Genomic DNA, 13,747 nt, shown 5'->3' with positions numbered 1-13,747 from the left:
TAGGGGGTGCCCCGGCTACGGTGCCAGCGGGGGAGAGGCCGGGGCAGGAGTGTGGGGGCCGGCGGGGGGGGGGCCCCCCGCTTCTGTGTCGTGGATGCCGTCGGCTCTATGTCTCAACCGCGCCCGGGGCCCAGACAAGTAAGCCCCAGGCAGACGGGACTTCGGACTTACTTGTCTAGGGCTTTGCGGCCGCCGCTGGGTGGCAGGGCCGCGCGCGGGGAACGGTCGGCGCGCGTCGGCGCGGGCTGCTCGATACGGAGCGCGAGCGCGGGACAACGGCGCACCGCGCGCTGCGCACGCCCGCGCAGATGCATCGGAACCGACGCGTCCGCGAGCGCCGGATAGCCGTCGGGTCCCATCCGGATCAGCTCCGGGACGATGTCCGCGCAGAGACCGTGGCCCTGGCACAGCGTCCAGTCCACCGCGAGCTTCTCCCCGCTCGGAATGGACTCCTCCGCCTCCTGGTAGCCCGGTCCCGGCAGCGGCAGCACCCCCGTCGTCTCGCGCCCGCAGCCGCCGTCCAGCACATGCGCGGCGAGGTCGTCGGTGAACGCCGACAGGGTGGAGGCGAAGAACCGCGCGGAGCCGTCGGGGTGCTTGCAGGCGCCCCGGCCCTTGACCGCCTGGGTCACCGCGCGCAGCGCCTCCAGCGCGGCCTGGCCGCCGCCGTTGATGACATCGGAGAGCCCGCCTGCCGCCGCGGGCAGCCCGAGCTTGCAGGGGCCGCACTGCCCCGCCGTCTCGGCCGCCAGCCAGTTGGCGACCCGTAGCGCCTCACCCAGCGGGCAGGTCTCCGGGCCGATCGGCAGGATCGCGCCGGCGCCCAGCGCGCCGCCGAAGGACGCGAAGGACTCCTTGGAGATGACGGCCTCATGGGCGGCCATCGCGTCGATCCAGTTGCCGTGGTAGCCGCCGGTCAGCACGCCCTGGGGCATCGGCGGGGCACCGGCCATCTGGAGGATGTACCGCAGCGGCACCCCCGACGGCGCCTCGACCACCATGGGACGGGCGACCGCGCCGGAGATGGTGAGCATGACCGTCCCCGGCTCGCTGTCGAGCCCGGTGTGGCCGTAACGGCGGGCACCGATACGGGCGGCGACCGCCAGCTGGGCGAAGGTCTCGGCGTTCGACAGCAGCGTCGGGAGACCGCCCACGCCGGACTCGGCGGCGCGCTCACGGCGGCCTGGCGGCAGGGCGGGCCCGCCGCCGATGGCCCGGATCACGGACGACGCCTCGCCCGAGACCATGCGCTCGGGGGTACGGACCACCCGCGCGCGCAGCGCCTGGCCGCGCCGGTCGGACAGCCCGCGCTCGGCGAGGGCCGCGCGGATCGAGATCTCGGTGGAGTTGCGGGTGACGGCGACGACCAGCGTGCGGGCGCCGAGCGCCTCGGCGGCCAGCAGCGCGCCGTCGAGTATGAGATGCGGGGCGCGGTTGATCAGGACGGTGTCCTTGCGGCAGGGGGGCTCGCCCTCGCTGCCGTTGATCACGACGACCGGCCGGACACCGCGGCGGATCGCGGCCTCGGCGACCGCCCGCAGCTTCTTGCCGAACGGGAAGCCGGCGCCGCCCCGGCCGGTCAGGGAGATGTTCTCGGCGAGCTGCGCCAGCCGCTCGCCGGTCATCGGCTCCAGCGGGCCGTGCACCTTGAGATGCATGGGCAGATCGAGGCGTTCGACCAGGTCGAAACCCTGGGTCAGCTGGGGGAGGCCGACGACGCGGACTTCGGGGACATCGGGGAGCGGGGTGTTCGGGGTGTTCACGGTCGGTCTCCTGCGGGTGCGTGCCAGGGTTCCCCGGCCGGGGGCGGATAGAGGGGACCGGGCGGTGGTTCGACGGGATCGGGCGTGTCCTGGCCGGGGACCGCAGCGGGGGAGGCTGGAGCGGGGACGGTGGCACCTGGGGAGGCCGGAGCGGGGGCGGCCGACGCCTGCCCGTCGTACCCGCCGTACCCGTTGTACGACCCGCCGTCGTAGGACCCGCTGTCGTACGCGGGGACGGAGCCGGAGTCGTACGGGGGAACGGTGCCCGTGCCGTACGCGGGGACGGATCCGGTGTCATAGGCGCCGGTGCCGTACGGGGACGCTCCCGTCGGGCCGTAGGCCGCGGCGGGGCCCGCGCCGTAGGGGGGCGGCGTGGGCGGAGTGAAGGCCCGCGCCGGCCGTGGCGGGGACGGGGCCGGCCAGCCGCCCGGCCTGCCCGCGGGCTCTCCGGGGACGACCGGGATCTCCTCGGTCATCGGTATGCGCTCGGCGAGCGGTACCCCGCCGGGGGGCGGCCCGGGGTGAGGAGGCGGCACCGGCATCCGTGTGGTGGCCTCGGTCCCCAGCGAGACCGCGCGGTAGCCGGCGGAGATACCCGTACCGGTGTCCGACAGGGGATCGGCCCCGAGGCCCTGGTACGCGCCGGGGCGGGGGGCGACGAAAGTGTCGGCCAGGGGGTCGACCGCCAGGAAGGGATCGGCCGGCGGCCGGGGCGCCTCGTACAGCGGCGGGGAAGGGGCGGCGAGCCGCGGCGGCGTACGGGGCGGGTCGAGCGGCGATCCCGGCGGCGGGCCGGGGACGGCGGGCTCGCGCTGGAGGCGGCCCGCGTACCGGGGCCGCGGCGGAATGCCCGTCGCGCCCGGCAGCGGGTCCGAGGCGAGATCGCGCCGGGACGGCTCGGTCTCCGCCGCGTCGCGGGCGGCCCCGTTCGCGCCGGTCGCCCCGTTCGCGCCGGTCAGCGACACGATCTTGTCGGCGATCCGGCGCTTGACCGGGCGGGGGAAGAGCCGTACCGACACGGCGGCCGCCACACCGACCAGGGTGAGGCAGTAGAGCGCGGTGACATACGTGGCCGCGGGGCGGCCCGCGAAGAGGCCGTGCACAAGAGCGAAGCACCAGGCCGGGTAGGCCAGCATGTGCACCGCCCGCCAGCGCCCCGCGAACCGGCCGGGGAGCGCGAAGGCGCTGCGCATCGCACCGGTCGTGGCGGCGATGATCATCAGCAGTCCGGCGAGCGAACCGAAGCCGATGAGTCCGTTGGCGCCGTTGACACCGAGGCCGAACGGCACCAGGGCGCCGATCAGCGCCACATGCCCGAGCGAGACCTTGACGGTGACATGCAGCAGCAGAAAGCCGAGCGAGGCCACCGCCGTCGCTCGGTGGACGGCCTGGGCCAGCAGCCGGTGCCGTGGGGAGAGCAGTAACCGGTCGGTGGCTATGAGGCCCCAGACGACGGCCCCCGACAGGGACAGCAGCGAGAGCACGCCGGCGCCGAAATCGAGGAAGGCACGGAAATCGTCGCCTCCCGCGACGGCGAGCAGCGGTACCAGTACGAGCGCGGCCACGGAGACTCCGCCCTGTAACTGCCGGCTCTTGGCGGGATCCAGGCTGAGCGACGAACTGGGCTTGCGTTGAGGGTTCATGGGGGGCAACTCCGAATGGCTCGGGAAAGCGGTCCCGCTGCCGCATGCTAGGTGGCGCCATACCGGGCAGTACGCGGTTTGCGGGTTTAGCCGGGGCAAGGTGAGTTATCCGACTCCTCGGTTGCCCGGATAGGGGCCGATACGCGGCGTAAGCCGGATGCGGCGATCGCCGAGGCGCTCCCTCGGGGGCCTCCGGCATGCCCAACGCCGCTTTCCTGTCAAGCCTTTCTGTCAACCCTCTGGGTCATGCTCACCCTGTCTCTGCGCAGACCCTCCCCGGCCCCTCCTCGCTGCCTCCCCGGACTCTCCCCTTCCGGCGGTGGGTGTCGGTCGTGATCTTGGCCGGACGTCGCCCCGCGTGATACGCCGGTGCGGGCCCTCCGGGCGCTGCGGTACCCTGACGCCATGCGTGCCGTACGCCTTCTGCTTAGCGGGCCGCGCTGATCAGTCCCGACGGATGACAGAGATCCGGTCGGAATCGGCGCGGCGTCCCCTCCTGTGTGAGGGGTTTTTTCGTTCACCGACCTGGCGCCGCCATTCGCCGAATGGCACGGCCGAATCCGCTGGCAGAGACGATCGATGGAGCTTCAGAGAATCATGAGCGAGACGAATTCCGCTGCCGCCGAGCCGGTGGCGCCGCACCGCTACACGGCGGCCATGGCCGCCGACATCGAGGCACGCTGGCAGGACTTCTGGGACGCCGAGGGCACGTACGAGGCGCCGAACCCGACGGGTGAGCTGGCCGGCGACCCGGAGCTGGTCGCGAAGCCCAAGAAGTTCATCATGGACATGTTCCCGTACCCCTCGGGATCGGGACTGCACGTCGGTCATCCCCTGGGCTATATCGCCACCGATGTGTTCGCCCGCCACCAGCGCATGACCGGGCACAACGTGCTGCACACGCTGGGCTTCGACGCCTTCGGCCTGCCGGCCGAGCAGCACGCGGTCGCCACCGGCACGCACCCGCGCGTGTCGACCGAGGCCGCCATGGACAACATGAAGGTCCAGCTGCGCCGGCTGGGTCTGGGCCACGACAAGCGCCGGTCCGTGGCGACGATCGACCCGGACTACTACAAGTGGACCCAGTGGATCTTCGTACAGATCTTCAACTCCTGGTACGACAAGGACGCGGACAAGGCGCGCCCCATCGAGACGCTGGTGGCGCAGTTCGAGAGCGGGGAGCGCGCGACGCCCGACGGGCGCCCCTGGAGCGCGCTGAACGCCGCCGAGCGCGCCGACGTCCTGGGCGAGTACCGGCTGGCGTACGCCTCCGACGCGCCCGTCAACTGGGCCCCCGGACTGGGCACGGTCCTGGCCAATGAGGAAGTCACCGCGGACGGCCGCTCCGAGCGCGGCAACTTCCCTGTGTTCAAGGCGAAGCTGCGCCAGTGGAACATGCGGATCACCGCCTACGCGGACCGGCTGCTGAACGATCTGGACGCGCTGGACTGGCCCGAGGCCATCAAGCTCCAGCAGCGCAACTGGATCGGGCGCAGCGAGGGCGCGCGCGTCGACTTCCCGGTCCATGTCGGTGACGACGGTCACATGGACGCCATCACCGTCTTCACCACGCGTCAGGACACGCTGTTCGGCGCCACGTACATGGTGCTGGCGCCGGAGCACGACCTGGTCGAGAAGATCGTCCCGGCCGCCTGGCCCGAGGGCACGCACGACGTATGGACGGGCGGCCACGCGACCCCCGCCGAGGCCGTCGACGCGTACCGCAAGCAGGCCGCGTCGAAGTCCGACGTCGAGCGGCAGGCCGAGGCGAAGGACAAGACCGGCGTCTTCACCGGCGCGTACGCCATCAACCCGGTCAGCGGCGACCGCGTACCCGTCTTCATCGCCGACTATGTGCTGATGGGGTACGGCACGGGCGCGATCATGGCCGTACCGGCGCACGACAGCCGCGACTTCGCGTTCGCGCGCGCCTTCGAGCTGCCGATGCGCTGTGTGGTCGAGCCCTCGGACGGCCGCTCCACCGACCCCGCGGAGTGGGACGACGCGTTCGCCTCGTACGACGCGCGTCTCATCAACTCGGCCGGCGAGGACATCTCGCTGGACGGCCTGGGGGTCACCGAGGCCAAGGCGCGGATCACGGAGTGGCTGGCCGCGCGCGGTATCGGCGAGGGGACGGTCAACTTCCGGCTGCGCGACTGGCTGTTCAGCCGTCAGCGGTACTGGGGCGAGCCGTTTCCGATCGTCTACGACGAGGACGGTACGGCGCACGCGCTGCCCGAGTCGATGCTGCCCCTGGAGCTGCCGGAGGTCGACGACTACTCGCCACGCACGTTTGACCCCGACGACGCGGACACGCAGCCGGAGACGCCGCTGTCCCGGAACGCGGACTGGGTCGATGTGGAGCTGGACCTGGGTCTGGGCGAGGGCGTCAAGCGCTACCGCCGGGAGACCAACACCATGCCGAACTGGGCCGGTTCGTGCTGGTACGAACTGCGCTACCTGGACCCGCACAACAGCGAGAAGCTGGTCGACCCGGCCATCGAGCAGTACTGGATGGGCCCCCGCGAAGGGCGGCCGCACGGCGGTGTCGATCTGTACGTGGGCGGCGCGGAGCACGCCGTCCTGCATCTGCTGTACGCGCGTTTCTGGTCCAAGGTGCTGTTCGACCTGGGACACATCTCCTCGGTCGAGCCGTTCCACAAGCTGTACAACCAGGGCATGATCCAGGCGTTCGTCTACCGGGACAGCCGCGGTATCGCGGTGCCGGCCGCCGAGGTCGAGGAGCGGGAGGACGGCACGTACTGGTACCAGGGCGCGAAGGTCAGCCGCGTCCTGGGCAAGATGGGCAAGTCCCTGAAGAACGCGATCACTCCGGACCAGATCTGCGCCGAGTACGGCGCGGACACGCTGCGGCTGTACGAGATGGCCATGGGCCCGCTGGATGTCTCGCGGCCGTGGGACACCCGCGCGGTGGTCGGCCAGTACCGGCTGCTGCAGCGGCTGTGGCGCAATGTGGTGGACGAGACGACGGGTGAGGTCACCGTCGTGGACAGGGAGTTGGATCCCGAGGCGGACGCCGACACGCTGCGCGCGCTGCACAAGGCGATCGACGGGGTCTCGCAGGACATGGCGGGGCTGCGGTTCAACACGGCCATCGCGAAGGTGACCGAGCTGAACAACCACCTGACCAAGACGGGCGGCCCGGTCGCGCGGTCGGTCGCCGAGCGGCTGGTGCTGCTGATCGCGCCGCTGGCCCCGCATATCGCCGAGGAGCTGTGGCGCAGGCTGGGCCACTCCGACTCGGTCGTCCACCAGGACTTCCCGGTCGCGGACCCGGCGTATGTGGTCGACGAGTCCGTGACCTGCGTGGTGCAGATCAAGGGCAAGGTCAAGGCGCGGCTGGAGGTCTCGCCGTCGATCTCGGACGAGGAGCTGGAGGCGCTGGCGCTGGGTGACGCGGCGGTGGTCGCGGCGCTGGGCGGCGGGGGCATCCGGAAGGTGATCGTGCGGGCGCCGAAGCTGGTGAACATCGTTCCCGCTTAGTTCGATCCCGCTCAGTGCCGCCCGTTCGCGGGACACAGGGCTTTCCCCTACGGGCAGGTTGGGGGTTCCTACGGAACCCTTGGCCTGCCTGTTCCGTTTACGGTGGAAGAAGCGGCAATCGGGAAGCCGCTCACGGACACGACCGAACGCGAAGGGGCGCCCATGGACGTCGTCATCCTGATCGTGGCGCTGCTCTTCGTCGCCTTCGTCGCACTGGGAGTGTTCGTGAGCGTGAAGGCGGTGCGTGCGGCCAAGCGGGGCGTCGACCGTACGATCTCGCAGGCCCGCCGGACCGTCGAGGACACCACGCTGCGCGCCAGAAGCCTCGGCCAGACGGGCGCGGCGGGGGAGCTGGCGCAGCTGCGGCTGAGGCTGCGGACCTCGATGCGGGCCACGCAGGACGCGCTCCAGGCCGGTGTGGCGGAGGACGCCTCGCTGGCGGAGTCGGTCGAGCTCTTCCAGCGGCTGAGCGTGCACGGCCATGAGCTGGACGACGAGCTGCGGCAGCTGGAGCGGGATCCGGACCGGGTGAGGGTCGCGGAGCGGCTTCAGGACGTACGCGAGCGTACGGAACAGATCACGCACGCGGCGGACTCACTGCGGTGGGCGGCGCGGGACCGGGCGCGGAAGTTCGCGGAGGACGATCTGTCGTCGCTGAGCGCGCAGATCGACGTGGAGTCCGGGGCGCTGCGGCACTGGTCGTCGGCGGAGGTACAGCCGGAGCGTGAGCCTGCGATGTGGCCCGAGCCGGAGGGCTCCGGGGCCGGGGCAGCCGGGGCGGAGCGGGCGGGTCCCGCGGCCGGTGCCCAGGGCAGGCCCGAGGCGATCGAGCCGCCGGACCGGCGGCAGCAGACATACCCGTGGCAGAAGGCGCCGGGGCAGACCAAGCCCGAGACCACGACGTGAGGTTCCTGGGCGGAAACGATCACTGACATGGGGGCGGGCTGCCGACCAGGGGCGACGACGGGTAACCTCCCGCTCATGTCCCGCCATGTCGCGATCGTCACCGATTCCACGGCCTACTTGCCGCCGCAGGCGATGGAGCGGCACGGCATCACCGCGGTGCCGCTGACCGTCGTGCTCGGTGACCGCGCGCTGGAGGAGGGCACGGAGATCTCGGCCCGTTCGCTCGCCCTGGCGCTCCAGAAGCGACGCTCCGTGACCACGTCGCGGCCGAGCCCGGATGTCTTCGCCGCCGCGTACCGCGAGGCGGCCGAGTCCGGCGCGACCGGGATCGTCTCCCTGCATCTGTCGGCCGAGTTCTCCGGGACGTATGACGCGGCCGTGCTCGCGGCGAAGGACGCTCCCGTGCCGGTACGGGTGGTGGACACCGGCATGGTGGCGATGGCGCTCGGGTTCTGCGCGCTGGCGGCGGCCGAGGCGGCGGAGGGGGACGGCACGCTCGACGAGGCGGTGGCCGCCGCCGAGAAGCGGGCCGCCGGTACCTCCGCGTACTTCTATGTGGACACGCTGGACTATCTGCGCCGGGGCGGCCGCATCGGCGCCGCCCAGGCGCTGCTGGGCTCCGCGCTCGCGGTGAAGCCGCTGCTCCAGCTGGACGGCGGGCGTATCGAGCTGCTGGAGAAGGTGCGTACGGCCTCGAAGGCGATCGCGCGGCTGGAGGAGATCGTCGCCGAACGGGCGGGCACGGGCGAGGTGGACATCGCCGTGCACCATCTGGCCGCACCCGAACGGGCGTTGACGCTGGCCGAGCGACTGCGTGAGCGGGTGCCGGGGCTGGTGGATCTGCATGTCAGCGAGGTGGGCGCGGTGATCGGGGCGCATACGGGGCCGGGGCTGCTGGGGGCTGTGATCTCTCCGCGCTGACGCGGCTCGGCGGGTGGCCGGTCGCCGGGCCGGTGGGTCTGTTGCCACTCGTAAGATGTGCCACTCGTAAGAGTGGTCGAGTTATCCACAACTCGCTTGTTGTCCACGGGAATTCGGCCTGCTCAGCGAGGTCGGGCAGAGGTGCCTACCGTCTTGTGGCATGACTCTCCGAACACGCTCCGTAATCTCTGTCAGCAGTGGCCCCGGCCGTGCCCCGGGCTCCGACGGGCGGGCCCGTCATGGGCGTCATGGCCGGCCCGGCAGGCTACGAACCCGCCCGCGTACGGCGCTGTCGCGCGTCGGCGGCGCGGGAGGTACGGCCCCGGTCCTGGACACCGTCCCGCCGGCTGCCCCGGACCCGCCTCCTGATCGGACGGACGCGCGCCGCCGTGCGGAGGCGCTTTTCGCCGGTGTGACGCGGGGGACGGGTGGCGGCAACGGCACCGTGGCGCGTGGGGCAGATGGGGCAGACGCGGCCGTGGTGCCGGACGAGGACCGCGCGGGGCGCCGACGCGCGCGGGCGGTGTCCGCCCTGCGTGAGCGGCTGCCCCTGTGGGTGCAGCTCAGATGCGGTCTGGAGCCCCGGACTCTCGCGGCACTCGCGGTGGTTCTGGTGGTGGGTGTGATCCTGGCCGGTCAGCACTTCTGGAGCGGTCGGCCGGGGACTGTCGAGGCTCCGGAGACCGTCGGGACTCCGGAGACCGTCAGGGCTCCGGAGAACGTCGGCGCGGAAGCCGCGGTCTCCGAGGCACCGCTGGAGACCTTGCCGTCAGCGTCGCTCTCACTGTCACCGTCGGCCCGTGTCGTCGTCGATGTGAGCGGGAAAGTGCGGCGGCCCGGAGTTCTGCGGCTGCCCGCGGGGTCACGAGTCGCCGACGCGCTGCGTGCCGCCGGGGGAGCGGAGCCCGGCGCGGATCTGACCGGGCTCAACCGGGCGCGGGTGCTGATGGACGGGGAACAGGTCCTGGTGGGCGGCCCCGCGCCACCGGGGGCGGGCGTCGGCGCGGGCGCGGCCAACGGCGGCCCGGCCGGGGCGGGGCCGGTGAGCCTGAACGCCGCCACGCCCGAACAGCTCGACACACTCCCTGGCGTCGGTCCGGTGCTCGCCCAGCACATCATCGACTACCGGGGCAGACACGGCGGTTTCCGGTCCGTCGATGAACTGCGCGAGGTCAACGGCATCGGGGAGCGCAGGTTCGCGGACCTCCAGTCCCTCGTACGGCCATGACGCGCCCGGTGGTTCACGCGACGGCCGGCCATCGCCTGGGGTCCGCCAACCCCCGCCAGGAGGCGCCCGCCGACCTCCGGCTGGTGCCGCTCGCCCTGGCGGCGTGGGGCGCGGCGGCCCTGGCGCTGGGAAGCCCGGGGCGCTGGACCGCCCTCGGTGTGCTCGCCTGTCTGCTGGCCGCCGGTCTGCTGCTGGTGTGGCCCGGTGCCGGGCGACGGCGAGGGGCCGGGCCACGGCGAGCGGCCGGGCGACGCATCGGGCGAAGGCTCAATGGGGTGGCCCTCGCGGGAGTGCTGTTGTGCGCCGCCGCCGGAGCGGCGTCCGCCGGGCTGCACGGCGCCGATCCGCACCGGGGGCCCGTACCGGGCCTCGCGGAGCGGTACGCCCGCGTCACCACGGAGTTGACGGTCACCTCCGACCCCCGGCCCACGCGTCCCAGGGTCCGCGGGGACCGGATCGCGGGTGGCGGGTTCGTCCTGGACGCGGACCTCACCCGGGTGATGACGTCCCGGGACGGGACCACCACCGGCCGGACGCCCGTGCTGGTGATCGTCGCGCCCGGTGAGCACTCCGGCCGCTGGCAGCGCCTGCTGCCCTCCACCCGGCTGCGGCTGACCGGGAAACTCGCGCCTCCCCTGCGCGAGGACGACCGCTACGCCGCGGCGTTACGGGTGGAGGGGACGGGCCCGCCGCTGGTCACCGGCGAGCCAACCCGCGTACAGCGCACGGCCGGAGAGCTGCGCGCCGGGCTGCGTGAGGCCACCGAAGTGCTGCCGCCCGATGCCCGTGCCCTGCTGCCGGGGCTGGTCGTCGGCGACACCTCACGTGTCCCGCCCGAGCTGCACGACGCGTTCGCGGCCACCGATCTGCTGCATCTGATGGCCGTCTCCGGAAGCAATCTGACGATCGTGCTCGCTCTGCTGATCGGGCCGGCCGGGCTGGCCATCAGAGCCGAACGGCGTGGGCTCGCCCCGCGTCTGGGGATCTCGCTGCGGTCCACGGCGCTGCTCGGTGGCGCGCTCACGCTCGCGTTCGTGGTCGTCTGCCGGCCGGAGCCCAGTGTGCTGCGGGCCGCCGCCTGCGGGGCGATCACCCTCCTCGCCATCGGCACGGGCCGGCGCAGAACCCTGCTTCCGGCGCTGGCCGCCGCCGTACTGCTGCTGGTGCTCTACGACCCCTGGCTGGCCCGGAGTTACGGCTTCCTCCTCTCCGTACTGGCCACCGGCGCCCTGCTCACCATCGGGCCGAGGTGGAGCGCGGCGCTGGCGCGGCGCGGGGTGCCGCCACGGCTCGCGGAGGTGCTGGCCGCGGCGGGCGCGGCGCAGGCGGTGTGCGCGCCGGTGGTGGCCGTGTTCGCGGCGAGGGTCGGGCTGGTGGCGATCCCCTGCAACCTCTTCGCCGAACTGGCGGTGGCCCCGGCCACGGTCCTCGGCTTCGCCGCGCTCGCCGTGGCGCCCGTGGCGATGCCGGTGGCCGAGGTGCTCGCCCGCTGCGCGGGCTGGCCGGCCGGGTGGATCGCGTCCGTCGCGCGCGCCGGCGCGGCCCTGCCGGGCGCTGAGGCCGCCTGGCCCGGCGGCTGGTGGGGCGGGCTGCTGCTCGCCGTGGTGACGGTCCTCGTCCTGTTCGCCCTACGGCGTGTCCCGCGCCATCCCTGGACGGCCGCCGTCTGCGCCGTACTGCTGCTGCTCGCGGTCCTGCGGCCGCCGCCGCTCACCCGGATCGTCACCGGCTGGCCGCCGCCGGGATGGACGTTCGCGATGTGCGATGTCGGCCAGGGCGACGCGGCCGTGCTCGCGGCGGGCGACTCCACGGCCGTGGTCGTGGACGCGGGACCCGACCCCGGGCCCGCCGACCGCTGTCTGCGGGACCTCGGCATCACACGCGTCCCGCTGCTGGTGCTCACCCACTTCCACGCGGACCATGTCGCGGGGCTGCCCGGCGTCCTGCGGGGCCGGGCGATCGGCGCGATCCAGACGACGGTCTCCGAAGACCCCCCGGAACAGGCCGCGTTCGTACGGAGAACGGCGGCCGGGGCGCGCGTGCCCGTCGTCCGCGCGCGGCCCGGCGAGCAGCGGCGGATCGGACCGCTGACCTGGCGGGTGCTGTGGCCACGGGCCGGGACGGCTCCGGTGGCCGGGGAGCCCAACGACTCCAGCGTCACGCTGTTCGTACGGGTCGCCCGGGGGCCGACGCTGCTGCTCCCCGGCGATCTCGAACCATCCGCCCAGCGGGGCCTGTTGCGTGACCATCCGACGCTGCCGCCGGTGGACGTGCTGAAGGTGGCCCACCATGGCTCGCCCTTCCAGCACCCGGGGCTCTTGCGTGACATACGCCCCCGGCTGGCGCTCGTCTCGGCGGGCCGGGACAACCCGTACGGGCATCCCTCGCCCCGTACCCTCGACGCGCTCCGCGCCGGGGGAGCGGCGGTGCTCCGTACGGATACGGACGGGGCGATCGCGGTGGTGGGAGCCGGGGCAGGGCTGCGGGCCGTGCCCCGGGGCAGGCCCTAGGGCCTGTCTTCAAAGTCCCGCCTGCCCGGCGGCGTCCGGCACGCACGCTCGCGGCGTTGTCGGGATCACCCCAGTACGTCCAGTACTGGGGAGACCCTCCGCCTTGCGATCGCACGCACCGGACGCCGCCGGGCCCGCCCTTCGGGCGGACGGCGCTACTTTGAAGACAGGCCCTAACCGAGTAAGTCCGGAGTCCCGGCGTCCACCACCTAGACGGTTGATGCCGGAGCCCCCCTCTGGCAGTACGTTTGCCCCGGGCCAGGCACGAGTGATCGAATGCTTTCGCTATGGGCCGCTGTCCCGACAAGGGTGCCGCGCCGTACGCGGCCCGCAGAACGCGAATCGCACAGGGGTACGTACACCATGATCAGCCGCCTTTTCCGCCGAGGAACCGTCGCCCGGAGTGGGGACCCGTTCGCCGGACTCTCCACGCCGCCCGGTGCGGGGCTGCTCACCTGCAGAGTCCTCGATCCTGTCGGCGAGCCCGTGGGTCAGGCCGAGTTCACCGTGAACGACAGCAACGGCCGCAAAGTGGTGAGCGGTGAGACCGACCCCTTCGGCACGATCGTGGCGATGGTTCCCTTCGGGGAGTACCGCATGGCCATATCCGCCGACAGTTTCAGCCCGTACCGGGGCAATGTGGCGATCACTGAGGGAGGAGTGCCCACCGGCCTCGGGAATATCGCGCTCCAGATAGCCCCTTCGCTTCCGCTGCCGGAGACCGGCGAGTGGGAGGTCGAACAGGCCCACACCCAGATCGGGTTCGAGGCACGCCATATCGGCCTCGCCCGGGTCTTCGGCCGCTTCGCCAATTTCGCGGGCGCGATCCGGATCGGCGACACCATCGAGAACTCGGCGATGCATGTCGTCATCGACGCCGCCTCGATCGACACCAATGTGCGGATGCGTGATGACCATCTGCGGTCGGCGGACTTCCTGGACGTGGAGAATTTCCCGACGATGGAGTTCTACAGCGACCGCTTCGTGCACCGCGGCGGTAACAGCTGGGCGATCACCGGGGGACTCACGCTGCACGGCGTCACCCGCACGGTGACGCTGGACGCCACGTACGGCGGTACGCGCGTCGGCATGGAGGGTGAGACCCGGGCGGCCATCGTCGCCACCACCGAGCTGCACCGTGAGGACTACACCATGAACTGGCAGACGATGCTGGCCCGTGGCATCGCGGTCGTCGGCTCCAACATCAAGATCAACCTTGATATCCAGATCGTGCCCAAGGGCACGCAGCTGAAGTACAAGTGACGACGAGAC

General features: G+C 72.5%; 8 protein-coding genes. 6 read left to right on the top strand and 2 right to left on the bottom strand.

Annotated features, from left to right (window positions below):
- Window positions 1–167: 167 nt before the first annotated feature.
- Both ACFRKB_RS12700 and ACFRKB_RS12695 read right to left on the bottom strand, forming a co-directional pair.
- Window positions 168–1,763 carry an NADH-ubiquinone oxidoreductase-F iron-sulfur binding region domain-containing protein gene (locus ACFRKB_RS12700; protein ID WP_383105615.1) on the bottom strand — a complete coding sequence of 532 codons (1,596 nt, stop codon included), beginning with the start codon at window positions 1,761–1,763 and terminating at the stop codon, window positions 168–170.
- Complete coding sequence (locus tag ACFRKB_RS12695; RefSeq protein WP_383105614.1) at window positions 1,760–3,406, bottom strand: hypothetical protein; 1,647 nt, start codon at window positions 3,404–3,406, stop codon at window positions 1,760–1,762. Before ACFRKB_RS12695 ends, ACFRKB_RS12700 begins: the two co-directional genes overlap by 4 nt.
- 597 nt (window positions 3,407–4,003) lie before the next feature.
- Between ACFRKB_RS12695 and leuS the strand changes: the two genes are divergently transcribed.
- From leuS to ACFRKB_RS12665, 6 genes are all read left to right on the top strand, one after another.
- The gene (leuS, locus tag ACFRKB_RS12690; RefSeq protein WP_383105612.1) at window positions 4,004–6,910 is read left to right on the top strand and encodes a leucine--tRNA ligase; all 2,907 of its coding nucleotides are present in this window, start codon (window positions 4,004–4,006) and stop codon (window positions 6,908–6,910) included.
- 162 nt (window positions 6,911–7,072) lie between these two features.
- Complete coding sequence (locus ACFRKB_RS12685) at window positions 7,073–7,816, top strand: hypothetical protein (RefSeq protein ID WP_383105611.1); 744 nt, start codon at window positions 7,073–7,075, stop codon at window positions 7,814–7,816.
- Between the two features lie 75 nt (window positions 7,817–7,891).
- Entirely contained in the window at window positions 7,892–8,737 is an 846-nt protein-coding gene (locus ACFRKB_RS12680; RefSeq protein WP_383105610.1) for a DegV family protein, read from the top strand.
- Window positions 8,738–9,215: 478 nt separating this feature from the next.
- Window positions 9,216–9,965, top strand: a complete 750-nt coding sequence (locus ACFRKB_RS12675; protein ID WP_383105609.1) for a ComEA family DNA-binding protein — start codon at window positions 9,216–9,218, stop codon at window positions 9,963–9,965.
- Window positions 9,962–12,475, top strand: a complete 2,514-nt coding sequence (locus ACFRKB_RS12670) for a ComEC/Rec2 family competence protein (protein WP_383105607.1) — start codon at window positions 9,962–9,964, stop codon at window positions 12,473–12,475. The genes ACFRKB_RS12675 and ACFRKB_RS12670 overlap by 4 nt, the downstream gene beginning before the upstream one ends.
- Before the next feature lie 363 nt (window positions 12,476–12,838).
- Complete coding sequence (locus ACFRKB_RS12665) at window positions 12,839–13,738, top strand: YceI family protein (protein ID WP_383105606.1); 900 nt, start codon at window positions 12,839–12,841, stop codon at window positions 13,736–13,738.
- The last annotated feature ends 9 nt before the right edge of the window (window positions 13,739–13,747 follow it).

Source organism: Streptomyces scopuliridis, assembly GCF_042790125.1.
In the GTDB taxonomy this organism is placed as follows: Bacteria; Actinomycetota; Actinomycetes; order Streptomycetales; family Streptomycetaceae; genus Streptomyces; species Streptomyces scopuliridis_A.
The sequence above is the reverse complement of the archived record's forward strand: the minus strand, read 5'-3'. Positions and strand labels throughout refer to the sequence as shown.

Coding starts and splice junctions, on each gene's coding strand:
- ACFRKB_RS12680 (WP_383105610.1), top strand. CDS start 7,892: ATGTCCCGCCATGTCGCGATCGTCACCGATTCCACGGCCTACTTGCCG.
- ACFRKB_RS12685 (WP_383105611.1), top strand. CDS start 7,073: ATGGACGTCGTCATCCTGATCGTGGCGCTGCTCTTCGTCGCCTTCGTC.
- ACFRKB_RS12670 (WP_383105607.1), top strand. CDS start 9,962: ATGACGCGCCCGGTGGTTCACGCGACGGCCGGCCATCGCCTGGGGTCC.
- leuS (WP_383105612.1), top strand. CDS start 4,004: ATGAGCGAGACGAATTCCGCTGCCGCCGAGCCGGTGGCGCCGCACCGC.
- ACFRKB_RS12665 (WP_383105606.1), top strand. CDS start 12,839: ATGATCAGCCGCCTTTTCCGCCGAGGAACCGTCGCCCGGAGTGGGGAC.
- ACFRKB_RS12695 (WP_383105614.1), bottom strand. CDS start 3,406: ATGAACCCTCAACGCAAGCCCAGTTCGTCGCTCAGCCTGGATCCCGCC.